At 71.4% G+C, this 22,361-nt stretch carries 22 protein-coding genes; 10 read left to right on the top strand and 12 right to left on the bottom strand.

Annotated elements, in window-relative coordinates:
* Positions 1 to 7 precede the first annotated feature (7 nt).
* Together CLV46_RS10875 and CLV46_RS10870 are read right to left on the bottom strand one after the other, a co-directional pair.
* Positions 8 to 529, bottom strand: coding sequence for a GNAT family N-acetyltransferase (locus CLV46_RS10875; protein ID WP_245866745.1), 522 nt, complete (start codon positions 527 to 529; stop codon positions 8 to 10).
* A 139-nt stretch (positions 530 to 668) separates the two neighbouring features.
* Complete coding sequence (locus CLV46_RS10870) at positions 669 to 2,801, bottom strand: S9 family peptidase (protein ID WP_100364786.1); 2,133 nt, start codon at positions 2,799 to 2,801, stop codon at positions 669 to 671.
* 94 nt (positions 2,802 to 2,895) lie between these two features.
* Between CLV46_RS10870 and CLV46_RS10865 the strand changes: the two genes are divergently transcribed.
* Positions 2,896 to 3,624 carry a protein-L-isoaspartate(D-aspartate) O-methyltransferase gene (locus CLV46_RS10865; RefSeq protein WP_245866743.1) on the top strand — a complete coding sequence of 243 codons (729 nt, stop codon included), beginning with the start codon at positions 2,896 to 2,898 and terminating at the stop codon, positions 3,622 to 3,624.
* Here CLV46_RS10865 and CLV46_RS10860 read toward each other — a convergent pair.
* Both CLV46_RS10860 and CLV46_RS10855 read right to left on the bottom strand, forming a co-directional pair.
* Positions 3,573 to 4,712, bottom strand: a complete 1,140-nt coding sequence (locus CLV46_RS10860; RefSeq protein WP_100364785.1) for an L-dopachrome tautomerase-related protein — start codon at positions 4,710 to 4,712, stop codon at positions 3,573 to 3,575. The genes CLV46_RS10865 and CLV46_RS10860 overlap by 52 nt on opposite strands.
* 111 nt (positions 4,713 to 4,823) lie before the next feature.
* The gene (locus tag CLV46_RS10855) at positions 4,824 to 5,702 is read right to left on the bottom strand and encodes an ArgP/LysG family DNA-binding transcriptional regulator (RefSeq protein ID WP_100364784.1); all 879 of its coding nucleotides are present in this window, start codon (positions 5,700 to 5,702) and stop codon (positions 4,824 to 4,826) included.
* 68 nt (positions 5,703 to 5,770) lie between these two features.
* Here CLV46_RS10855 and CLV46_RS10850 point away from each other — a divergent pair, with 68 nt between their 5' ends.
* The gene (locus tag CLV46_RS10850; protein ID WP_100364783.1) at positions 5,771 to 6,379 is read left to right on the top strand and encodes a LysE/ArgO family amino acid transporter; all 609 of its coding nucleotides are present in this window, start codon (positions 5,771 to 5,773) and stop codon (positions 6,377 to 6,379) included.
* Here CLV46_RS10850 and CLV46_RS10845 read toward each other — a convergent pair.
* Complete coding sequence (locus CLV46_RS10845) at positions 6,369 to 7,241, bottom strand: EI24 domain-containing protein (protein ID WP_100364782.1); 873 nt, start codon at positions 7,239 to 7,241, stop codon at positions 6,369 to 6,371. The genes CLV46_RS10850 and CLV46_RS10845 overlap by 11 nt on opposite strands.
* On the opposite strand from CLV46_RS10845, the gene CLV46_RS10840 reads away from it, so the two are divergent.
* From CLV46_RS10840 to CLV46_RS10825, 4 genes are all read left to right on the top strand, one after another.
* Positions 7,240 to 7,980 (top strand): ZIP family metal transporter, encoded by a 741-nt coding sequence (locus CLV46_RS10840; protein WP_100364781.1) that lies wholly within the window; start codon positions 7,240 to 7,242, stop codon positions 7,978 to 7,980. The genes CLV46_RS10845 and CLV46_RS10840 overlap by 2 nt on opposite strands.
* A gap of 60 nt (positions 7,981 to 8,040) precedes the next feature.
* Positions 8,041 to 8,736, top strand: coding sequence for an endonuclease/exonuclease/phosphatase family protein (locus tag CLV46_RS10835; RefSeq protein WP_100364780.1), 696 nt, complete (start codon positions 8,041 to 8,043; stop codon positions 8,734 to 8,736).
* Between the two features lie 213 nt (positions 8,737 to 8,949).
* Entirely contained in the window at positions 8,950 to 9,702 is a 753-nt protein-coding gene (locus tag CLV46_RS10830; protein WP_100364779.1) for an MBL fold metallo-hydrolase, read from the top strand.
* A gap of 107 nt (positions 9,703 to 9,809) precedes the next feature.
* Entirely contained in the window at positions 9,810 to 11,345 is a 1,536-nt protein-coding gene (locus CLV46_RS10825; protein ID WP_100364778.1) for a glycosyltransferase family 2 protein, read from the top strand.
* A gap of 152 nt (positions 11,346 to 11,497) precedes the next feature.
* On the opposite strand, the gene CLV46_RS10820 is transcribed toward CLV46_RS10825, so the two are convergent.
* Entirely contained in the window at positions 11,498 to 12,151 is a 654-nt protein-coding gene (locus CLV46_RS10820) for a histidine phosphatase family protein (RefSeq protein WP_100364777.1), read from the bottom strand.
* Between the two features lie 160 nt (positions 12,152 to 12,311).
* On the opposite strand from CLV46_RS10820, the gene CLV46_RS10815 reads away from it, so the two are divergent.
* Positions 12,312 to 13,229, top strand: a complete 918-nt coding sequence (locus CLV46_RS10815; protein ID WP_100364776.1) for a J domain-containing protein — start codon at positions 12,312 to 12,314, stop codon at positions 13,227 to 13,229.
* Between the two features lie 5 nt (positions 13,230 to 13,234).
* On the opposite strand, the gene CLV46_RS10810 is transcribed toward CLV46_RS10815, so the two are convergent.
* The 6 genes from CLV46_RS10810 to CLV46_RS10785 are packed head-to-tail and all read right to left on the bottom strand — an operon-like array spanning position 13,235 to position 18,987.
* Entirely contained in the window at positions 13,235 to 13,621 is a 387-nt protein-coding gene (locus CLV46_RS10810; protein WP_100364775.1) for a DUF3224 domain-containing protein, read from the bottom strand.
* Between the two features lie 60 nt (positions 13,622 to 13,681).
* Positions 13,682 to 14,461 (bottom strand): AraC family transcriptional regulator, encoded by a 780-nt coding sequence (locus tag CLV46_RS10805; protein ID WP_100364774.1) that lies wholly within the window; start codon positions 14,459 to 14,461, stop codon positions 13,682 to 13,684.
* Between the two features lie 22 nt (positions 14,462 to 14,483).
* Positions 14,484 to 15,662 carry an ROK family transcriptional regulator gene (locus tag CLV46_RS10800; protein ID WP_100364773.1) on the bottom strand — a complete coding sequence of 393 codons (1,179 nt, stop codon included), beginning with the start codon at positions 15,660 to 15,662 and terminating at the stop codon, positions 14,484 to 14,486.
* A gap of 4 nt (positions 15,663 to 15,666) precedes the next feature.
* Complete coding sequence (locus CLV46_RS10795) at positions 15,667 to 16,581, bottom strand: carbohydrate ABC transporter permease (protein ID WP_211282183.1); 915 nt, start codon at positions 16,579 to 16,581, stop codon at positions 15,667 to 15,669.
* Positions 16,578 to 17,540 carry a carbohydrate ABC transporter permease gene (locus tag CLV46_RS10790; RefSeq protein WP_211282182.1) on the bottom strand — a complete coding sequence of 321 codons (963 nt, stop codon included), beginning with the start codon at positions 17,538 to 17,540 and terminating at the stop codon, positions 16,578 to 16,580. The genes CLV46_RS10795 and CLV46_RS10790 overlap by 4 nt, the downstream gene beginning before the upstream one ends.
* A gap of 52 nt (positions 17,541 to 17,592) precedes the next feature.
* Complete coding sequence (locus CLV46_RS10785) at positions 17,593 to 18,987, bottom strand: ABC transporter substrate-binding protein (protein ID WP_100364771.1); 1,395 nt, start codon at positions 18,985 to 18,987, stop codon at positions 17,593 to 17,595.
* A 260-nt stretch (positions 18,988 to 19,247) separates the two neighbouring features.
* Between CLV46_RS10785 and CLV46_RS10780 the strand changes: the two genes are divergently transcribed.
* The 3 genes from CLV46_RS10780 to CLV46_RS10770 are packed head-to-tail and all read left to right on the top strand — an operon-like array spanning position 19,248 to position 22,359.
* Positions 19,248 to 20,297: a zinc-dependent alcohol dehydrogenase gene (locus tag CLV46_RS10780; protein ID WP_100364770.1), complete on the top strand. Its 1,050-nt coding sequence runs from the start codon at positions 19,248 to 19,250 to the stop codon at positions 20,295 to 20,297.
* Positions 20,294 to 21,094: a sugar phosphate isomerase/epimerase family protein gene (locus CLV46_RS10775; RefSeq protein WP_211282181.1), complete on the top strand. Its 801-nt coding sequence runs from the start codon at positions 20,294 to 20,296 to the stop codon at positions 21,092 to 21,094. Before CLV46_RS10780 ends, CLV46_RS10775 begins: the two co-directional genes overlap by 4 nt.
* Positions 21,091 to 22,359, top strand: coding sequence for an MGH1-like glycoside hydrolase domain-containing protein (locus CLV46_RS10770; RefSeq protein ID WP_100364769.1), 1,269 nt, complete (start codon positions 21,091 to 21,093; stop codon positions 22,357 to 22,359). Before CLV46_RS10775 ends, CLV46_RS10770 begins: the two co-directional genes overlap by 4 nt.
* Positions 22,360 to 22,361 lie beyond the last annotated feature (2 nt).

Below are 22,361 nucleotides of genomic sequence, written 5' to 3'. Positions count from 1 at the left end.
CCGGAGCTCAGGTCGGCGAGCGGAGCATGCGGATCTCACGGACCCCCGACCCGGCCCTGCTCGCGCCCTCCGCGACGAAGCCGTGTCGACGGTAGAACGCCTGCGCACGCGGGTTCGGATCCGCCACCCAAAGTGAGGATTCCTGACCCGCATCGAGCACGGCATCCAGCAGCCCTTCGCCGACGCCGATTCCATGGTGCGATGCGAGCACGTAGAGCACATGCAGATGCCACCCCGCCGCGGCGTCCGGCTCCGTCGAAGGTCCCGCCATCGCGATCCCCACGATCGCATCGTCGTGCACCGCGACGGCCACGCGGTTCGCAGCGTAACGCGCGTCAGTCAACGCTCCCCGCCAGAACCGCTCACGATGATCGACGAACTCCGGGTCGTCGAGTAACTCGTCGGTCATGAGGCCGCGGTACGTCTCCCGCCACGACTCCACGTGCACCCTCGCCATCGGCAGCGCATCGGTGATCCGCGCGGCGCGCACCGTGAAGGACGGTCGCGAGAGTGCAGCAGGGTCGTGCACGCCTCGTTCATACCGTGTCGAGGCGTCAAGTGGCGCCGAAAGCCCCGTACGAGGCGGCAATGCGGGGCGTTCGGCGCCACTCGGCGAGAGCGTGGCGCGAGGTGCTCCGTCAGGCGTGCGCGTGGCGCGAGGTGCTCCGTCAGGCGTGCGCGTGCTCGGCCTGACCGTGCACTCCGAGCACGTCGAGCATCCAGGCGAGCTCGAAGGCGCGCTCGCGCCACGACTCGTACCGTCCGCTGACGCCGCCGTGACCGGCGCTCATCTCGGTCTTGAGCAGCACCGGCGCGCCCACCTCGCGCAGTCGCGCGACCCACTTCGCCGGCTCCACGTAGAGCACACGCGTGTCGTTGAGACTCGTGACGGCGAGGATGCGCGGGTATCCGTGCTCGTGCACGTTCTCGTACGGCGAGTACGAGCGCATGAGCGCGTAGATCTCCGGGTCGTGCAGCGGGTCGCCCCACTCGTCCCACTCGATCACCGTGAGCGGCAGCGAGGGGTCGAGGATGCTCGTGAGCGGGTCGACGAACGGCACGCTCGCGAGGATGCCGGCGAAGTCCTTCGGGGCGAGGTTGGCGACGGCGCCCATCAACAGCCCGCCCGCGCTGCCGCCTTCTGCGACGAGACGTGACACCTCGGTCCATCCGGTGTCGACGAGGTGACGCGCGCACGCGACGAAGTCGGTGAAGGTGTTCTTCTTGGTGTGCGTCTTGCCCTGCTCGTACCAGCTGCGGCCGAGCTCGCCGCCGCCGCGCACGTGCGCGACCGCGAAGACCACACCGCGGTCGAGGAGGCTCAACCGGGGGATCGAGAACCCCGGGTCGATGCTGTGCTCGTAGGAGCCGTAGCCGTACAGCAGCAGCGGCGCCGGGTCGCCGGCGGTGACGAGGTCGCTGCGGTAGACGAGGGAGATCGGCACCCGGGTGCCGTCGGAGGCCGTGGCCCACTCGCGGCGCTGCGCGTACCGCTCCGGGTGGTAGTCGCCGAGCACGGCCTTGCGTTTGAGCAGTCGCAGCTCGCCGGAGGCGACGTCGTAGTCGTACACCGTCGACGGCGTCACGAACGAGGTGTACCCGAGCCGCACCGTCGGCTGCTGCCACTCCGGGTTGCCGCCCGCTCCGGCGGAGAAGAGTTCCTCACCGAACTCGAGCTCGTGCCAGGTGAACGAGCGCTCCGGGTCGGTGTCGAGGCGCGCCACCGCGAGGCGCGGGAGAGCGTCCCGCCGGTACTCGAGCACGAGATGCCGGGCGAACGCGTCGATGCCTTCGATGCGCATGCCGGGCCGGTGCGGCACGAGGGTCCGCCGCGGTCCCTGCGGGTCGTCCGCCGCGACATCCGTCACCTCGAAGTCGAGCGCCCCGTCGTTGTGCACGATGAGCAGCCGATCGTGCCCGTCGATGACGGCGTGCTCGACGCTGTACTCGACGCCTTCCCGGCGCGGCCACACCACGCGGAACTCGCCGGTCGGATCGGACGCGTCGAGCAGGCGCGTCTCGCTCGTGATCTTCGACTCCTGCTCGATCACGAGGTATCTGCGGCTGCGGGTGAGTCCGACGCCGAGCCAGTACCGCTCGTCCGGCTCCGTGTAGACGGTCACGTCGTCGGCGGCGGGGGTGCCCACCTCGTGGCGCCAGACGGTGTCCGGTCGCCACGCCTCATCGACCGTGAGGTAGAACACGAAGCGACCGGATGGATCGAACAGCGCGCCCCCGGCGGTGTCGGGGATCTCGTCACCGAGCGCCGCGCCGGTCTTCAGATCGCGGATGCGCAGGGTGTAGCGCTCGTCGCCGACCGTGTCGGTCGCGAACAGCAGCAGGCGGCCGTCGCTCGACACGTCGAAGCTGCCCAGGGAGTAGAACTCGTGGCCCTCCGCCTCGACGTTGTCGTCGAGCAGCACCTGCTCGCCCTCGAGTCCCGACCCGTCGGCGGGCAGCGCGGGCGGCGTCCAGTCGTCGGGGCCGGCGATCGGGGCGCGGCAGTGGATGCCGTACTCGCGGCCCTCCACGGTGCGCGTGTAGTACCACCAGTCGCCCTCACGGACCGGCACGGTGAGGTCGGTCTCCTGGGTGCGGGAACGGATCTCCTCGAAGAGCTGCTCCCGCAGCGCGGTGAGGTGATCGGTCTGCTCGGCGGTGAAGGCGTTCTCCGCCTCGAGGTACGCGATCGTGGCCGGGTCGTCCTTGTCACGCAGCCACTCGTAGGGATCGGCGAAGACGTCACCGTGGTGATGGCGTTCGATCGGTCGGCGGTCGGCGGTCGGCGGCGTGGACGGCATGGGTTCAGCGTACGTGGCGACACCTCCGCGGTCGCTCCCAGCCGGCTCGCACCATGCTCGACGGCGGTGCCGAGTCGGAGAGAGGATGCCCGGCGTGGGCGACGACGCGACGGACGAGTACGCGGTGGCCCGCGCCGGGATGGTGGAACACCAGTTGCGTCGACGCGGACTGCGCGATCGGCGTGTGCTCGAGGCGATGGGACGGGTGCCGCGCCACCTGTTCGTGCCGGAGGCGGTGCGTCACGTCGCGTACGACGACCGGCCGCTGCCGATCGCCGACGGGCAGACGATCTCCCAGCCCTACATCGTCGCGGTCATGATCGAGCTCGCGGGGGTCACGTCACGCTCACGCGTGCTCGAGATCGGTACGGGATCCGGGTACGCGGCCGCCGTGCTCGCCGCTGTGGCCGGCGAGGTCGTCTCGATCGAGCGGCACCCCGGCCTCGCTGCCGCCGCACGGGCGGCCCTCGAGGCCACCGGCGTGCGGAACGTCGCCGTGTTCGTGGGCGACGGCACGCGCGGATTTCCCGACCGCGCCCCCTTCGATGCCATCATCGCCACCGCGGCCGGCCCTCGCATCCCGTCATCGTGGGCGGAGCAACTCGTGCAGGGCGGGCGCATCGTCGCCCCCGTCGAACGCGACGACGGCCATCAGGAGCTCGTGCGCGCCGTGGTCTCCGCCGGAACCGTGCGCGAGGAGGTCGCCTTGCCGGTCGCCTTCGTGCCGCTCATCGGGGCGGACGGGTTCCCGGATCCGCCCGCACGCCGGGCTCAGACGAGCCGCACCGGTCCGGCATCGATGGGCACCCGGAACAACGAGTAGGGGTACACCCGCAGGTCCGTGCCGTTCTGGTACTTCGCCTGGCGGTGCAGCTGATTCGCCGTGACGTACAGGTGCCCGTCGGCCGCGACGGACATCGTGTCGGGCCACAACAGGCGCGGATCGTGCACGAGGGTCTGCAGCTCCCCGTCCGGCAGGCGGCGCACGATCGCGTTGTGCTCGTAGTTGGTGGCGTAGAACCGTCCGGCGTCGTCGGTCTCGAGCCCGTCGGATCCACCGCCCTTGTCGCCTTCGTCGCGGACCGTCGCGGCGACCTCCTCGGCGCTCACCGTCTGGTCGACGAGCGCGTCGATGGACACGCTGTACCAGTGCCGTGACGCGAGCGGGCAGTACCAGAGGCGCTCGCCGTCCGCGGCGATCGCGATGCCGTCGGCGCCCATCCTCACCGGCTGCGGCGGGCCCTCCTCGGGACGTTCCATGAACACCCGTCCCTCCGCCAGCGGCACGAACCCGGGCGGGGTGAGCGCCTTCGTGCTGGGGTGGTCGCGCAACCGGCGCCAGGCCTCCCCGGTGGCGAGGTCGACGACGATGATGCCGTTCTCGCCCTGGTCCGACGAGTCGGTGATGAACGCCATGCCGCCGTCTCCGCGGCGCAGGTCGAATCGGATGTCGTTGAGATAGGTGGTCGGGAGCGCCACATCCGGCTCGAAGACGATCGTCTTCTCGACCATGTCGTTCGCCAGGTCGACGCAGACGAGCTTGGGCCCGCCGGGTTGGGTCGGCTGGAACAGGGGGCTGCCGGTGTCGAGGATCCACAGCCGGTCGCGCGGGTCCACGACGATGCTCTGCACCGACACGAGTGCGTTCGGGTCGGCGTCTGAGGTGGGGGAGTTCCAGGCGGCGTCGGGGTAGGGCCGCGGTGCCCCGTCGACGAGCTCGACCACGGTCGCCGGCACGTCGTCACCCCATTTGGGGAAGTTCACGAAGATGCGTCCGGTGCTCGAGACGCTCACTCCGGTGGGCATCGGCCCGTCGTCGAAGGTGTGCACGAGGTCGAGCTCGCCGAGGGGTTCGTCCTCGGCGCTCAGGTCGCGGTCGGCAGCGTTCGGTCCCAGGAACGGGTTGCTCATGTCGTCCTCCTCGCCGGTGTCCGTCCAGTCAACCCGGGTCGCCGTGCGGGGCGCCCGTCGTGCGGCGAAGAATCAGCGACCGGTCAGCGCGCACTCCGCCACGGCGCCGGTTCAGCCGGCGACGGGCGAGTCGCGCAGCACCGAGGATGCGGCGCGCACGGCCGCAGCCACCGCGTCGAGCGGTGCGGACCGCAGCCGCCACTGCTGCCAGTGCAGCGCGACGTCGAGGTGCCGGTCACCGTCGATGCGCACGAGACGGCCGGCGGCGAGGGCCTCGGCGCTCTGCTCGTCGGGCAGCATGCCCCATCCCATGCCCAGTTCCACGGCGCGGAGGAAGTCGTGGGAGGAGGGCACGTACGAGCGCGGCGGGAGAGCGGGATCGACGCGTCGCCGCCGCAGGTGCAGATCCTGCAGGTCGTCTTTGCGGTCGAACACGACGATCGGCGCGTCGGCGAGCCCACGCCCGTCCGCGAACCACCGCTCGGCGAACGCGGGCGTCGCCAGGGGGCGGTACCGCATCACCCCGAGCGGCTCCGACGTGCATCCGGCGACCGGGGTCGCCTCCGACGTGATCGCCGCCATCGCCGTGCCGTCGCGGAGGGGTTCGAGGGAATGGGCCTGGTCCTCCCTGAGCAGCTCGACCGAGACTCCGTCGAGGGGGGTGAACGCGTCGAGGGCCCAGGTGGCGAGCGAGTCGGCGTTGACGACGACGGTCACCCGGGGTCGCGCACCACTCGGACCGATCGCGGCCGCGAGTTCCGCATCCAGCAGGGCCAGCTGACGCGCGTGCCGCACGAGCAACCGGCCCGCGTCGGTGAGCTGCACCGGCCGGCTGCGGCGCACGACGACGCGGCCGACCTCCGTCTCGAGCGCGCGCATCCGCTGGCTCACCGCCGACGGTGTGACGCCCAGCCGCGCCGCTGCCGCCTCGAAGCTGCCCTCGTCCGCGATCGCGGCGAGCGCGCGGAGCTGCTCGGGATGCAGTTGCATGAGCGCACCTTATCGAACCGTAGGAACATTCAGCGCGACGAAGGCGATCCGCCGCCTACGCTGGCCGGATGCTCCTCGCCGCCCTCGCCGGATTCGGCACCGGTCTCTCGCTCATCGTCGCCATCGGGGCGCAGAACGCGTTCGTGTTGCGGCAAGGGTTGCGGCGGGAGCACGTGCTGCCGGTCGTGCTCGTGTGCGCACTGTCGGATGCGGTGCTCATCGTCGCCGGAGTCGCCGGCATCGGCGCGATCGTGACGGCCGCTCCGCTCGTGCTCGAGGTCATCCGGTACGCGGGGGCCGCGTTCCTCATCGGCTACGGGCTGCTCGCCGCTCGACGTGCGGTGCGGCCGAAGGTGCTCGCCGCCGACCCTGCCGGATTGCGCACCACGCTGACGGCCGCGGTGGCCACCTGCGTCGCCCTCACCTGGCTCAACCCGCACGTGTATCTCGACACGGTGCTGCTGCTCGGGTCGGTGGCGAACGGCTACGGAGACGTCGAACGGTGGGCGTTCGCCGGGGGAGCGGCGACAGGCAGCGTGGTGTGGTTCACCGCGCTCGGGTTCGGGGCGCGGCTGCTCGCTCCCGTGTTCCGGCGCCCCGCGGCCTGGCGCGTGCTCGATGCCGCGATCGCCGTCGTGATGATCGCGCTCGCCGTGTCGCTGCTGCTCAACCGGTGAGGCCAGGGCCGACGGCGGGCTGCTCGCCCGCCGCGGCGAGCGCGTCCCGGCTCATGAGCGTCGCCCCGGCGACGGCGGCGGGCATCACGACGACCGCACCCAACGGCACGAGGAACAGCAGGTAGGTGAGCACCCCGAAGCCGAGCGTCGTCGCCCGGCCCGTCGCGAGCATCCGGCGTCGCGCGGCCAGCGGGAGCCCGCGGGCGTCGAACGGATACCCGGCGAGTTCCACGGCGAGGAACCAGCCGCCGGTCACCGCACCGAGCACGGCCGCGAGCGGTGTGCCGACGAGCGGGATGAGCCCGAGCGCGAACAGCAGCAGTCCGATGAACGCCGTCGCGGCGAGCAGTCGCAGGGCGTTGCCGATCCCGCGCGCGAGACCTCGCCACCACGGCTCCTCGAGTTCGGCAGGCGCGCCGCCGAGACGTTCCTCCACCCGGCGGGAGATGCGCTCGTAGAACGGGTCGCCGAGGGCGAGGGTGAGGGCGGTGTAGGTGAACACCGCGATCAGGAGCGCGAGCGCGGCCACGGCGGCCCCGACCGCGACGCGCACCGAGAGCCGCCACGGCTCATCCCACCGCTCCGCGAACCCGGTGAGGGCGGTCGCGATCGTGTCGAGCTGGAAGGCGAGCGCGACGAGCAGCGCGACGTAGACGATGCCGACGAGCAGGGCGGGCAAGGCGCCGAGGAACATCAGCCGCGGCGAGGTGATCCACATCCGGAGACCGCGACCCAGATATCCGCTCCCCAGCAGGATCCGCTGCACCACTCCCGCCCGCACGCGCCCACAGTACCGGTGCGGGCGCGCCGCTCCCAGCCGGCTCACGGATGCGGCGGTCGAGGTGGGCTTGGATGGGCCCATGCCGGAATGGGTCGTCGCGGGAGCGGGGGGTCTCGTCGCCGCCGCCACCCTGCTGGTGGGCGCTCTCGTCGCCTGGTTCCTCCGCGTGCCGGCGACCGTGATCGCCGCGATCATGGCGTTCGGCGCGGGGGTGCTCATCGCGACCCTCGCCTACTCGCTCGTCGAGGAGGCCAACGACTCGGGCGGACTGGTCGCCACCGGCGCCGGTTTCCTCGCCGGGGCGACCCTGTACACGGTCGCCGACTGGCTCGTGTCGCGTCGTGGGGCGTCCTCCCGGCACCGGTCCGCGGGCGGCAACGCCGGCTCGAGCGGCACCGCCCTCGCCATCGGCGCGCTCATCGACGGGGTGCCGGAGTCCGTGGCGCTCGGACTCACCGTGGCGGGCGGCGGCTCGTTGAGCCTGCCCGTGCTGGTGGCGATCGCGATCTCCAACGTGCCGGAGGGACTCTCGAGCACGGCCGGCCTCAAGGCCGACGGTCGGAGCGCCAAGTACGTGTTCGGGATGTGGGGCGGTATCGCGGCCGCGTCCGGACTCGCGGCACTCGTGGGATTCCTGCTCCTCGCGAGTGCTCCCGCCCCGGCGATCGCGTTCGTCGAGACCGTCGCCGCGGGCGGCATCCTCGCCATGGTCGCGAACACGATGATCCCGGAGGCGTTCCAGCGCGACCGGGTGCTCACCGGCATCATCACGGCGCTCGGGTTCCTCACCGCCTTCGTGTTGCATGAAATGGGTGGTTGAGTTCGGGTGGCGTTAAGACGCGATGCCTAGGCTGGGATGCCGTCGAGTGGGAGGGCGCGAATGACGAAGGTCATCAGTTACAACCTGCAGAAGAACCGCGCGAGCGGTGAACTGCTGGAGCTCACGGAGCGCCTCGCGCCCGACATGCTCTGCCTGCAGGAGTGCGACACGCTCGCCCTGCCGAGCGAGATCGGGCCGTTGCACCTCGCCGACGCGACCCGGCGCAACCGCCTCGGCCTCGCCGTCTACTACCGGCGCGACCGGTACGAGGCGCTGCAGACGCAGGCCTTCGCGCTCAAGAAGTCGCTGCACGACCGGGTCGCCTCCCCGGCGCACGAGCGACTGATCGCCACCCGGCTGCTCGATCGGGAGGCGGACCGCGAACTCGTCGTCGCCTCGTTCCACGCGGCGCCGCTCACGGCCCTCAACTCGCTGCGGCGTCACCAGATCCGCTCCGCGCACGCCCAGCTGCGCACGCTCGGACCGGACCTCCCGACCCTCATGGTCGGCGACTTCAACTACCCCTGGTTCCAGAACCGACTCACCGAGAAGGTCGTCCGCACCGGATACGACCTCACGCTGAGCGACAACCGCACCTACACGCGCTACAAGTTCTTCCGCGGCCACTTCGACTTCGCCACCTCGAGCGGGCTCACCATCGAGCGCATCGAGACCCTCCCGCAGGGCTACTCGGATCACATGCCGATCGTCGTGACGGCCTCCTACCGCGAGGCGCGCGCCGAGAACGCCGCCTGACGATCGCACCCCGCAGCCCGCTCGCCGTCGAGCGTGCCCCCATCCGACGTTTCCGGGGCGGCAACGGGCCTTCGACGTCGGATGGAGGCACACTCGGCGAGAGGCGGCGGCGGATCGCGCAGGCGCGGCTGAGGGATGCCCGATAACACCGCGACCGTCGGCACGACGGCAGCGGGCGACGCATAGGGTCGGCGGCACCGACAGGAGGACCCCGTGACCGCCGTACTCACCCGCAACGTCGCCCCCGGCATCCACAAGCTCGAGCACGCGCACGTCAACTGCTACCTCGTCGAGGACTCCGACGGGGTGCTCCTCGTCGACACGGCACTGCCGCGCACCTGGCTGCACCTCATCTCCGCGATGGAGGCGATCGAGCGCCCGCTGAGCGATCTGCGCGCCGTCGTGCTCACCCATGCCCACTTCGACCACGTGGGCATGGCCCGCCGGCTGCAGCAGGAGCTCGGGCTCACCGTCCACGTGCACGCCGACGACGAGCACCTCGCCGCGCATCCGTACAGCTACGCGCACGAGACTCCGCGACTGCTCTACCCGGTGCAGTATCCGGCCGCGGTGCCCGTGCTCACCCGGATGGCGCTCGCCGGCGCCCTCGCCGTGCGCGGCGTGCACGAGGTCGCCTTCATCACCGACGGACAGACGCTCGACCTGCCCGGGCGCCCGCGGGTGATCCACTCGCCCGGGCACACCTTCGGGCACTGCGGCTTGCACTTCGCCGACCGCGACGCCGTGATGACCGGCGACGCGCTCGTCACCCTCGACCCGTACACCGCGGAGATCGGACCGCAGATCGTCGCGGGAGCGGCGACGGCGGACAGCGCGATGGCGCTCCTGTCGCTCGAGGCGCTCGCCGAGACGGATGCGGCCCGCGTGCTGCCGGGACACGGCGAGATCCTGCGTACCGGCATCCGCCGCGCCGTGCGGGAGGCGCTCGTCGCGGGACCCTCCTGACGCCCGTTCGCAACTCCCCGGGAAACTCCCGAGATCCTTCCGGGGAACACCCGGGAATCCTTCTTCGGCAGGACGACCCGCCCCGAGCGCTCTAGTGGGATGGGGTGATGACCCTTTCGACGAGCGCCCGCACCGCCGATCCCGTCACCGTCCGCATCCGCGCGTTCTGGACGATCGTGATCACGAGTTGGCTGCTCGTCGTCGCCGGATACGCCGCCGCCGTCGCCCCCTCGGTGAGCCGGGGCGGGCCGGTCGGCGTCGCGTTCGTCGTCTTTGGCGTCGGCGCGGCCGTGCTGTGGTTCAGCGGCGCCCGCTCACTGGCCATGTGGGCCACCCGGGCGTGGTGGACGGACCGGGCCGCGCGCGCAATCGCCGACTCGACCGCGCGCGTCGCACTCGTGCTGTGCACCGCCGACGACTTCGACCCCGAGCCGCTGGCCAGGAGCGCCCGGCAGAGCCATCCGGTCGACGTGGTCGTGCTCGACGACTCCGTGTCGGGCCGGGCGCAGCGACGGGTCGACGCGTACGCGGCGGCGACCGGGGCACGGGTGCTCCGGCGCACGGGACGACGCGGGTACAAGGCCGGCAACCTCAACGCAGGACTGCGCCGCATCCACGCCGAGTACGACTACGTCGTCGTGCTCGACTCCGACGAAGAGCTGCCCCCGGGGTTCGTGCGGCAGGCGCTCGAACTCTTCGCCGCCGATCCGTCGATCGGCGTCGTGCAGGGCCGGCATCGTGCCCGAGGCGGCGAGACCGCGTTCGCCCGCTTGTTCGCCGGTCTGTTCGAGACGCACGTCTCGGTCACCCAAGCGGCGCGCGCGACCGCGGGGTTCTCGATGTTCATGGGCCGCGGCGCGATGATCAGCACCGCGTGTCTGCGCGCCACCGGCGGCATCCCGGAGGTCGTGACCGAGGACGTCGCCTTCAGTGTCGAGGCGCGCGCCGCCGGATACCGGATCGTCTACGCCCCGGAGCTGGTCTCGACCGAGGACTACCCGGTCGACTATGCGGCGTTCCGCACCCAGCACCGCAAGCTCGTGGAGGGCGCGACGGAGCTCGTGATCGGTCGAGGACGGCGGATGCTGCGGGCCGATATGCCCCTGCGGGAACGCGTCGATGTGTTCATCGAGACCTCGCTCGTGCCGCTGTCGGCGCTCGCCGGAGTGGTGCTGCTCGTGGCCGGGGTGGTGCTCGCCACCTACTCCGAGTACCCGCCGGCCTGGGCGGCGACGCTCGTGGGTGTCTCCGTCGCCGCACCCCTGCTGCCCGAGACGGCGCGCCGGGTGCGCGGGGAGGGGCTCATCCACGGAGCCGTCTTCCTCGCGGCGGGGCTGGCCCTCTACGGGTCGACGATGGTGCTCACGCTGCGGGCGACGGGCGTCGTGCTCGCCGGTCGCCCCGCGGTGTTCCAGGTGACGCCGAAGGAGCGCAGCCGCACCGGCTGGCAGGGGGCGCTGCGCGGTGCGCGCGCCGAGTTCGGCGTTGCGGCCGGCGGCATCGCGGTGGGTCTGTTCCTGACCGGCACGATCGCGCCCGTCATGCCGTTGCTCGTGCCCGCGATCGCCGGTCCCGCGCTCGCGATCATGGAGACGCGAGCGAGCCGGGCCGCTCGACGACCCGAACTCGCCCGCGTCGTCTGACCCGACCGCCTCGCGGTCATCGCCCGTTCGACGGGCCGGAGTCCCCGGACCGGGCCGCTCCGACCCGGTGGATCGACGTTAGGGGTCACGCCCGCTGGATGGGCGGGTGCCGCACCGGTTCGAAGGCGGCGCTCAGGCAGTCGGGGAGAGGTTCAGACCGGTTCGCCGGTGGGATCGTCGGCCGACGCGTCCTCGAGGCGCGCGCCGCCGACGGGCGCACCGGCCCAGGTGTCGACGAACCAGCCGGAGTCGGGATCGCCCTCAACCACCACGACGCCGGTGTTGTCGAGGGTGTTCCGTGCGGCGTAGTCGGGATCGATGTTGCGGGCGCGTCCCCCCGCCCACACCCGGATCGCCGCGCCGTGGCTCACGATCGCCACCGTGCCGGAGTGCTCGGCGGCGATGTCGGCGATCGACCCGTCGAAGCGCGCGAAGAACTCCTCGCCGCTCTCGCCGCCCGGCATGCGGCGCGAGAGATCATGCGACCACGAGAAGACCGTCTCGAGGTAGGTGCGGATGGCCGCGTGATCCGACCGCATCTCGAGGTCGCCGGCCGAGATCTCGTGCACACCGTCGCTCACCACGGGCTCGAGCCCGAGCGCGGCGGCGAGCGGCGCGGCCGTCTCGTGCGTGCGCTGCAGCACCGAGACCTGGATCGCGTCGATCGATTCGTGCCCGAGGGCCTCGGGCAGCGCCGCCGCCTGCTGCCGGCCGAGCTCGGTCAGTCCCGGTCCGGGTACGGCGGTGTCGAGCAGTCCGCGGACGTTCGAGGGGGTCTGACCATGACGGATGAGCAGCAGGCGCATGATGCCGCCACCCTATTCGGCGCGGCTGACACGACGCCGGGCGCCCATTCACGGGTCGCCCGGTATCGTTCCTGTGCTGGTGCATAAACGCCGGTCGACCGGGCGTCGCGTCCGTCCACACGGACGCCGTCCGCCGCCCGCTCCGCCTTCCGAGGAACACATGACCGACAGTCCGACCTCCGCCACGCCCTACGAGGTGCTCGGCGTGCCGGCGACCGCGAGTCACGACGAGCTGCGTCGCGCCTACAAGCGGCTGCTGCGCACCACGCATCCGGATGTCGGGGGAGACGCCGGGCGGTTCATCGCCGTGCAGCAGGCGTGGGAGCGGGTCGCCACCCCCGAGGACCGGGCCGCATACGACCGTGGGTCGTCGAGGGAGTCCGACCAGCGCGAAGCGTGGGCACAGCCGGCCGGGGGAGCGCCGCGGCGCGACAGCCGTCCCACCGCCCGCAGCTACGGACACCCGGGCGGATGGCGACGCGAACGCTACCTGCAGCTCATGCGGGAATGGGTCGGCCGTGGCGTGGAGCTCGACGATCCCTACGACCCGGCGCTCGTGCGCACGGCGCCGTGGGAGATCCGCCACACACTCGCCGACGCGCTCGCCGAGGAGGCGACCGCCCGGCAGCTGGCGACCCTCGGCATCGGATACACGGTGTGGCACGACGTCGACTCCGGGCGCGCCGGGGAGAAGATCGACCACGTGGTGCTCGGGCCCACCGGACTGTTCGCGATCCTCTCCGAGGACTTCGGCGGCGAGGTGCGCACACGACGCGGTGAACTCATCGGCGAGTCGCTTGCGGGCGAGGAGCCGATCCGCAGTCTCGCCGTGCGCGCGAAGGCGCTGACGAGGGCGACGCGGGTGAAGTTCTCCGCGCTGCTCGTCGTGCTGCCCGACGATGCGCTCGCCGAACCGCTGCTCGAGGTGGGCAGCGTGCGGGGCGCCCTCACGGCCGCCGTGCGGCATTCGGTGCTGCCGAGCGTGCTGCGTGCCGGGCTGCCGGGCACGCGACAGGTCGGCGGAGTCGACATCTTCGACGTGCGGACGAAGCTGCAGTCGGCCATCCGCTTCGTCTAGCCGGTTCAGTCGTCGAGGTCGAAACGGAAGTAGGCGCCCTCGTCGTCGTGTTCGATGACGGCGGCGCCCCCGAGGTGCGACCAGCCGCTCGTGCCCGAGCCGGGGATGATGTGGCCGGCGAAGGGGAAGGGGTTCGGCCCGTCCGAGCCCATGTGCTGCACCACGACGGATCCCTCCGATCCGTCGTCGAGGCGGCCGGTGATGCGCTCGATGGCGACGTACCCGCGGCCGGTGGCCTCGTCGCCGCTGAAGACGAAGTGCAGCTCGCTCTCGCCCACGATGCCGGCGGTGAAGCTCTTGCGCATGAGGAACGCGCCGACCCAGTCCTCGTGCGGCAGGGGCACGGGGTCGGCGGAGGTGACGGTGAAGCGGGCGTGGAGCGTGCGGGTCATGACCGGCACGCTAGCGGCGGCCGCCCGTGCCCGTCGTGAAGATTTTCGCGCCCGGCGGCCTCAGCGCAGTGCGCGGTACCGCGACGGCGTCATGCCGATGAAACGGGCGAAGTCGCGGCTGAAGTGCGGCTGGTCGGCGTAGCCGAGGCGAGCGGCGAGGTCGGCGAGTGCCGGCGGGTCGTCGCTCTGCAACGCCGCGGCGGCCTCCTGAAGCCGATGCCGCGCGATGATCCACCGCGGCGTCACCCCGAGGTGCCGGCGCACGGCGCGGTTGAGATCGCGGTAGGTGGTGTCGAGGCGCCGGATCAACTCGTCGACGCGCACCAGGGCGGGATCCGACTCGACGGCGTCGACCGCGCGGTCGACGAGTCGAGCCGCGTCGTCCAGTCGCAGATCGAGCGCCGCGAACCAGTGCTCCAGCACGGCGACGGCCGCGGCGTCCGACGAGTCGGGCGGGCCGTCGACGGCGTCGGCGACGAGCGTCGTGGGGGCGTCGGGCAGTGGGATGGGTGCGCCGGGCCGGATGTCCGCCGGGGTGAGCAGTCGCGCGGTCGCCGGCCGCAGGAGCACGCCGACGGCCCACCCGCGACCGCTCAACTCACGCCGGCCGCGCCCAGTGGACATCGGATGGATGGCGGTGCCCGACGGCTCGACGACGAGGTTCGCGGTGGGGTACTCGAGTACCTCTTGCACGACGGTGCGGCCCGGCGGCAGATCCCAGCGCGGGATCCAGTAGTGCCGGACGAGGTGTTCGGTCGCCGGCGAGGGAGGATAGCGGCGCAGGCTGACGGGGGCGACGGGCGCGAGCATCCCGATGCTCTTCGGCTCCTCGTCGTCCACGCGTCGATTCTGCCCGCAGACGTCAGCTGGATGCGGCCAGGCGCGCGTCAACCGCCGCGGCGGAGAAGGTCTGGTCGATCACGAGGTGCCGTGCGCCCTGCACGGCGGCATCGGCACCGAGCGTCGTCGTGGCGATCGTGAGCTCCCGGGTCGCCAAGGGCACAGTGCGTTGGAACACGCTCTCGCGCACAGCCTCGAGCAGCACCGGTCCCGCAGACGGGAGCAGACCGCCGAGAACGAGCACCGCGGGGTTGAGAAGAGCGACGGAGGTGGCGAGCACCTCCCCGAGCAGGTGGCCGGCGCGCTCGGAGAGACGGAGGGCGAGCGGGTCGCCCGCGGCGATGAGGGTGGCGACATCCTGTGCGGTATCCGCCGGCGTGCCCGCCTCCGTCAGTTGGCGCGCGAGCGCTCCGCCGCTCGCCTCCGTCGCCAGGCAGCCGGTCGCGCCGCACGTGCACGGCCGGCCCTCGCCGGGTGGGGCGATCCGGATGTGACCGATGTCCCCGGCGCCGCCCGCGATGCCCCGCTCGGGCTGACCGTGCAGGATCACGCCGGCGCCGATGCCGGTGCCGACCTTCACGAACAGCACGCTCGGGACGTCGGCGTACCGGGCGCGCGCCTCGCCGAGCGCCATGAGATTGGCGTCGTTGTCGACGAACACCGGCACGCCGAGCGCCTCACGCAACCGCTCGGCGACGGGATAGTCATGCCATCCGGGCATGAGCGGTGGCGTGTTGGGCCGCTGGGTCGCGAACCGTACCGGGCCGGGGATGCCGACCCCGACTCCGGCGACCTCGTCGATCGACCTGCCCGAACGGGCGATCAGTTCGGTGATCCGCCGGGTGACGTAGCGCAGCACGTCATCGGGGCCGGCGTCGATCTTCAGTTCGCCGGATGCCTCGAGCAGCATCCGCCCCGCCCCATCGATGAGGGCGAGGTGGGCGTGATGCGCGCCGAGGTCGACCGCGACGACGAGCTGACCGGAGGCGTCGAACGAGAGCACTTTCGCGGGCCGGCCGGTCGAGCCCGAGACCTGACCCGTCTCGCGCACGTAGCCGGCGGCGGCGAGTTGCGACATCCGCAGCGAGAGAGTGGAGCGGGACAGCCCGGTGACCTCCTGCAGCTCGCGGCGCGTGCGCACCTGCCCGGAGCGCACCAGCTCGAGGATGCGGCCGGCTGACGCGCTACTCCCCGTCGTCACACGCTCACCCCTTCTCCGCGCCGGCCGTCAGTCCGCCGGTGAGCAGGCGCTCGGTGGCGAAGAACACGATGATGATCGGCAGTGTGAGCACGACCGATCCGGCCATGAGCACCGTCGTCGGCACCTCGATGCTGCCCGAGAGCTGCGAGAGCCCGAGCGACACCGTCCACTGCTCGCGCTTGTCCACGAGGAACAGCAGAGCGAAGAGGAACTCGTTCCACGCGATCATGAACACGAACAGGCCCGTGGCCATGATCGACGGTAGCGCGAGGGGGATGCTGATCCGGCGCAGCACGCCGATGCGACCGAGTCCGTCGACGAGAGCCGCCTCCTCGATCGACACCGGCACGGTCTCGAAGTAGTTGCGCATCATGTAGATCGCGACGGGGATGGTCTGAGCGGTGTACACGAGCACGAGCCCCACGAGGGAGCCGCGCAGGCCGATGCGGGTGAAGAGCACGAACAGCGGGATGGCGATGACGATCGCGGGGAAGAGATAGGAGGCGATGAACAGCGCGCTGATCTTGCGGTGCCCCCAGAACGGCAGCCGCGAGATCGCGTACGCGCCCGGGATGGCGACGAGCAACGCGATCACGACCGACGACACCGCGACGAGCGCACTGTTGAGCAGGAACGACAAGAACCCCTGCCCACCCGCGGATTGCGGGGACAGCACCTCGACGTAGGTGTCGAGCGTGAAGTCCTCGAAGGCCACGATGAGCGACGCCGGATCCCGCAGGAGCGCTTCGATCGGCTTCACCGACAGCAGGAGCATCAGGTAGAAGGGGAACAGCGTCGCGATGAGGAACAGCGCGAGCACGACCCAGCGCAGCACCTTGAGCGCGCGGCGTTCGATACGGTCCCGGGTCCACCGGCGGGCGGCGGGCCGCGGGGTGGTGCGTATGGCGGGAGCGGTCACAGTCGTTCTCCTCTGCGGCGCATGAGCAGCACGTAGACGGTCAGCAGCAGCACCAGAACGAGGGCGAGCACGACGGATTGCGCGGCCGCGGCGCCGACGTTGCGTTGCACGGTGAGCAGTTCGTACACCCGAACGCTCGCGACGCCCGTGCCCGCGGCACCTCCGGTGAGCAGGAAGATGTCGTCGAACTCGTTGAAGGTCCAGATGGTGCGCAACACCGCGAGCAGCGCGATCACCGGAAGCAGCTGAGGCAGGATGATGTGCCGGAACGACTGCAGCGGCGTCGCTCCGTCGACGTACGCCGCCTCTTCCGGTTCGGTCGACATCGCCTCGAGCCGTGCCATCAGGAACAGGAAGGCGAACGGTAAGTACCGCCACCCCTCGAACACGATCGCGGTCAGCAGCGCGGTCGGCACGGGGATCTCCGCACCGAGGAAGTCGACCATCGATCGCGCCTGGGACAGGAACGGGATGGGTTCCGTCCAGCCGAGCAGGTTCTGGCCGATCTCGTTGATCGCGCCGAACTCCGGGTTGAGCATCGTGCGCCACACGAAGGTCACGGCGACGACCGGGGCGACGTAGGGCAGCAGCAGGGACGCCCGCACGAGCGTGCGTCCGCGGAAGGGGCGGCGCACGACCATCGCGGCGAGCAGACCGAGCCCGATCGAGAGCACGACCGACCCGGCCGTGTAGCCGAGGGTGATTCCGAGGCTCGACCAGAGCGAGGGCGAGGTCAGGACGCGCGCGAAGTTGTCGACCGACAGGTCTTCGAAGATCCCCTGCCGACCCACGTTGATGAGCTTGAGGCGCTGGAATGCGATGAGCACCGACCAGACGAGCGGCACCACCACGACGGCCAGCACGATCACCAGGGTCGGGGCGACGAGGGCGAGCCCGGTGCGCGCGTCGCGCTGGGCCAGGGTGCGCCGTCGGCGCGGTGGGGCGGTTGCTGCGGTCACGATTACCTCCGTAGGGGTGCCCGGCGCGTCGACCGGGCACCCGTCGGCCCGACTAGAAGTCGAGCTCCTCCTGGATGGTGGCGGCCTCCTCGGCGGCCCGGCTCGCGGCCTCCTCGGCGGAGAGACCGGAGTTGAGCATGTCGGAGATCGCCTTGGGCAGCACGAGCTGTCCGCTCACGGCTCCGGAGAGCGGCCCCTGACCCTGCGGCAGGCCCCAGCGGTCGAAGCTGTCGGGGGCGTCGGCGACCGCCTGCAGCACCTCGGGTGCGTAGACGGAGGAGAGCAGCGCCTTGGTGTCGACGCCGGCCTCGAGCGACTGCCACGCGTCGGTGAACTCGGTCTGGTTCCCCTCGGTGCCCAGGCGCACGGGCACCTTGCCCTCGGGGGCGAGCGCGAGCCAGTCCGGGTACGCGTCGTCCATGGCCCACTCCACGAGGTCCGCCGTGCTCGGGGACGCTCCGTCGAGGATCGCCCACGAGACGATCTCGCCGTAGGAGGCGGGCTCTCCGCCGTTGCGGCCCTCGATGCCGCTCACGATGCCCGTGTTCTTCGCGAGCCACGTCGGATGGGCCCCGCACTCGGCGCACGTCGGGAGGGCGTCGCTGCGCAGCCCGGCGAGCTCGTCGAGCAGGAACGACGACCAGACCACCATGGCGGCGCCGCCCGAGAAGTAGGTCGCCCGGGTGGTGTCGACGTCCTGGTTGCCGGCGACCGACGAGTCCCGCACGAGCGACGTGAACCAGTCGAGGGTGTCGACGCACTCCTCGCTGTCGAGCGCGATCCCGCCCTCGTCGTCGACGAGGTCGCAACCGTTGGCCAGGGCGAAGTGCTCGAACGTCTGCTGGGTGAATCCGTCTCCCGGGGCCGTCGCGGCCGTGATTCCGGCGATCTGCTCGGAGTCGAGGGCGGCCGCCGCCTCGGCGATCGCGTCCAGGCTCGTCGGCGCCTCCAGGCCCGCCGCCTCGAACAGGTCGGTGCGGTAGTACAGCAGCTGCGCCCAGCCGTCGCTCGGCACTGCGAGCTGCGTGTCGCCGTCGCTCGTGAGCTCGAGCGCCTGCTCAGAGAAGGTGTCGCGGCCGAGAGCCTCGACCACCTCGCCGGCGGCGTCCGGGTCGAGCAGGTCGTCGGTGGCGAACTGCTGCACCGAGTTGAGCGGCACCGCCGCGATCGCGTCGGGCAGTTCGCCGGATGCCGCGGCGGACGTCAGCACGGTCGTGAGCTGGTCCTCCGCAACGGCGACGAGCTCCACCTCCACGCCGGTCTCCTCGGTGAAGCGGGCCATGAGATCCTCCTGGGTGGCCACCCGGTCGGCCACGTCCTCGATGGTCCAGATGGTCAGGCGGTCGTCTCCGCCGCCGTCGCCGCCGCCGTCACCCCCGGTACAGGCCGCGAGGGCCAGCACCGAGGTGACGGCGAGTGCGGCGATGCCTGCACGCGTCGTGCGCATGTCGTCTCTTTTCGGTCGCAGGGTGTGCTCGGTCGAGCCCGCTGTAGTGCGGGGCGCCGTCGTCGTCGTTGACCCACGAACCGCTGGCGCCGGACTCATTGGACCATGCCGTTATGTCCGATCACAAGTCCGAACTTCGCGGACTCGACCCAATTCCTGCTCGTTCATGCTCAGGTATACGTCCGACCACCGTACATAACGGCTTGCCGATCGCTCGCGCACCTGCGTAGGGTGTCGAGCACAAGATCGAGGGGAGACACATGGTCTCGATGGTGGGGCTGACGGCCCCGGGCTCCGTCGCCGTGCTGAAGGAGGACGACGAGCGGATGACGGCGCAGCAGGTGAGGGTCCGCACGCTGTATTCAGGCATCTCCGCGGGCACGGAGCTCACGTCGTACCGCGGGAGCAGCCCGCACCTCACCAAGCACTGGGACGGTGACCGTCGCCTGTTCCGCGCCGGGGGCGACCAGCTCGTCTACCCGGTGACGGCGCTCGGCTACGAGGAGGTCGGTGAGGTCGTCGAAGTCGGCGACGACGTCGCCGGAGTCGCCGTCGGAGACCGCATCTGGGGCACCTGGGGTCATCGCACGAACGCGGTGCTCGACGGCGCCTTCGCCGCCGCACGGCGGCTCGAGACCGGCGTCGACCCCCGCATCGGGATCTTCTCCCACATCGGGGCGGTCGCGCTCAACGTCGTGCTCGACGCCGATCTGCATGTCGGGGAGACCGTGGCGGTCTTCGGGCTCGGGGTCCCCGGCCAGCTCGTCGCCCAGCTCGCGCGGCTCAACGGGGCGCGGGTGATCGCCGTCGACGGCATCGCCTCACGCCGCGAGCTCGCTCTCGAACTCGGCGCCGATCTCGCGCTCGACCCCGCGGACGGCGAGGTGGCCGAACGCATCCGTGAGCTCACCGGAGGGCGGGGCGCGGATGCGGCGCTCGAGATCACAGGCAACTACCGTGCGCTGCACGAGGCGATCCGTTCCGTCGCGTACGGATCCCGCGTGTGCGTCGGCGGATTCTTCCAGGGCGAGGGGACCGGACTCGCGCTCGGCGAGGAGTTCCACCACAACCGCGTGCAGCTGATCTCCTCGCAGATCTCGGGCGTCGGGGCCGCTCTCCAGCACCGCTGGGACCGCTACCGGCTCTGGTCCACCGCCATCGAGCTCGCCTCCCGCGAGCGCCTCCGTGTGCTGCCGCTCATCAGCCACGAGGTGCCGTGGCAGGACGCCGCCGAGGCGTACCGGCTGCTCGATGAGACACCGGCGCAGGCGCTGCAGGTCGTGCTCGATTTCACCGGCGGCGCGCGATGATCCGCCAGGTGCTCGTGCAGGAGCAGTATCTGCCGGGGGACACCGTGCAGGAGAAGTGGGACACCGCCCAGCAATGGGGCTTCGACGGCATCGAATTGCGCGGACGAGGAGACGGCGCCTTCCTCGCCCGGCTCCCCGAGTTGCGCCGCGCAGCCGCCGCGGGCATCCCGATGCCCACCGTCTGCGTCGAGATGACCCACTTCATCGGCGACTTCGACGCCGACCGCGGCGCCGACGCGCGCGCGCAGATGACCGATCAGCTGCGCGTCATCGCCGAGATCGGCGGCCGCGGCGCGATGACCCCGGCGTCGTGGGGCATGTTCTCGCGACGGCTTCCCCCGTTCGAGCCGCCGCGCACCCCGGAGGAGGATCGGGCCGTGCTCGAAGACGCCCTCGGCGAGCTCGGGGAGCGGGCGCGCGAGTTCGGCGTCACCCTCTACCTGGAACCGCTGAACCGCTACGAGGACCACATGGTCAACCGGCTCGCCGACGCCGTGGCCCTCATCGAGGCCATCGGCTCTGGCCATGTGCGGATCGGCGCAGACACCTACCACATGAACATCGAGGAGGCCGATCCCGCGGCGGCGCTCGTCGCCGCCGGACCCTACATCGGCCACGTACAGGCGAGCGACTCAAACCGGTTGGAACCGGGTGCGGGGCACATCGACTGGTCGCTGCTCGGTGCCGCGTTGCGCGGGATCGGGTACGACGGACCGGTGGCGATCGAGAGCCGACTCTCCGGCGAGGCCGCCGACGTGCTGCCGGCGGTGCCGCCGCTGCTCCGGCGGTATCTGTGACGCTCGAAGCCGCGGCCATCCGGCTGCTCGTGCGCAACTGGCGCGGGCGCTACACCGTGCCGGCCGGGGGCCTCTATCCCCACCAGTGGAGCTGGGATTCGGCGTTCATCGCCATCGGTTGGCGGCACCTGTCGGCGCGACGCGCCCAGCAGGAGCTCGAGTCGCTGTTCTCAGCCCAGTGGTCCGACGGCCGTCTCCCACAGATCGTGTTCGACCCGAGTCGGGACGACGACTACTCGCCCGGTGCGGCCTTCTGGCGCAGCGCGGAGCTGCCGGGCTCGCCACCGGTTCCGACCGCGGGTCTCGTCCAGCCCCCGAACCACGCCTGGGCCGCACTCCTCGTACACCGGGCGGATCCGCGCGAATCGCGCCGACGCGGGTTCCTCGAGCGCGCCTACCCCGCCCTCGTGGCGTGGCACACGTACCTGCGCGATCGGCGCACGGACGCCTCGGGTCTGGCTCACGTGGTGCACCCGTGGGAGAGCGGCATGGACAACTCGCCGTTCTGGGACGAACCCCTGTCCGCCGTTCCCGAAGCAGGGCTCGACCGCGTGCCCCGACCGGACCTCGAGCACGCGGCCGCGACCGACCGCCCCTCGGACACCGAGTACCGGAAGTACCTGCACCTCGCCGCTGCCTACCGTGACGCGGGTGTCGCCGACGACGGATCCGAACAGTTCCGCGTACACGATCCGGCGGTCAACGCGTTGTGGGCTCGCTCCGAGCTAGCCCTCGGCGAGATCGCCGGCGAACTGGGCGAACGCGCCGACCACGACGAGCGAGCGCAACGGATCGCCGACGCGCTCGAGCGGCTGTGGCATCCAGGACTCGGCTGCTACGTCGCGCGGGACGCCCGCACGGGGCGGCTGCAGGAGCATCGCACCGTCTCGGGCCTCGTGCCGCTCATCCTGTCCGGCGTGCCCCGTGCCCCCGAACTGCTGGAGACCTTGCGCGGCCCGTCCTTCAGACTGGGCACGAGCGTGCTCGTGCCGAGCGCCGATGTGCAGGCGCCCACGTTCGACACGTCGAGGTACTGGCGGGGTCCGTCCTGGTTCAACACCGCGTGGCTCATGGTCGAGGCGCTCGAACGGCACGGGGCGGAGCACGAGGCGCGATCGCTCGCGCGTGACGTGATCACCCACGCCGAGGCGAGCGGGTTCGCGGAGTACCTGCATCCGTTCACCGCCGCCGCGCGGGGTACCCGGGCGTTCAGCTGGACGGCCGCCCTCGCGCTTGACCTGCACCACCGATTCCCGAAAGCCTGAGG

Source organism: Diaminobutyricimonas aerilata (assembly GCF_002797715.1).
GTDB lineage: Bacteria > Actinomycetota > Actinomycetes > Actinomycetales > Microbacteriaceae > Diaminobutyricimonas > Diaminobutyricimonas aerilata.
This window is presented reverse-complemented; position numbering and strand designations above follow the sequence as displayed.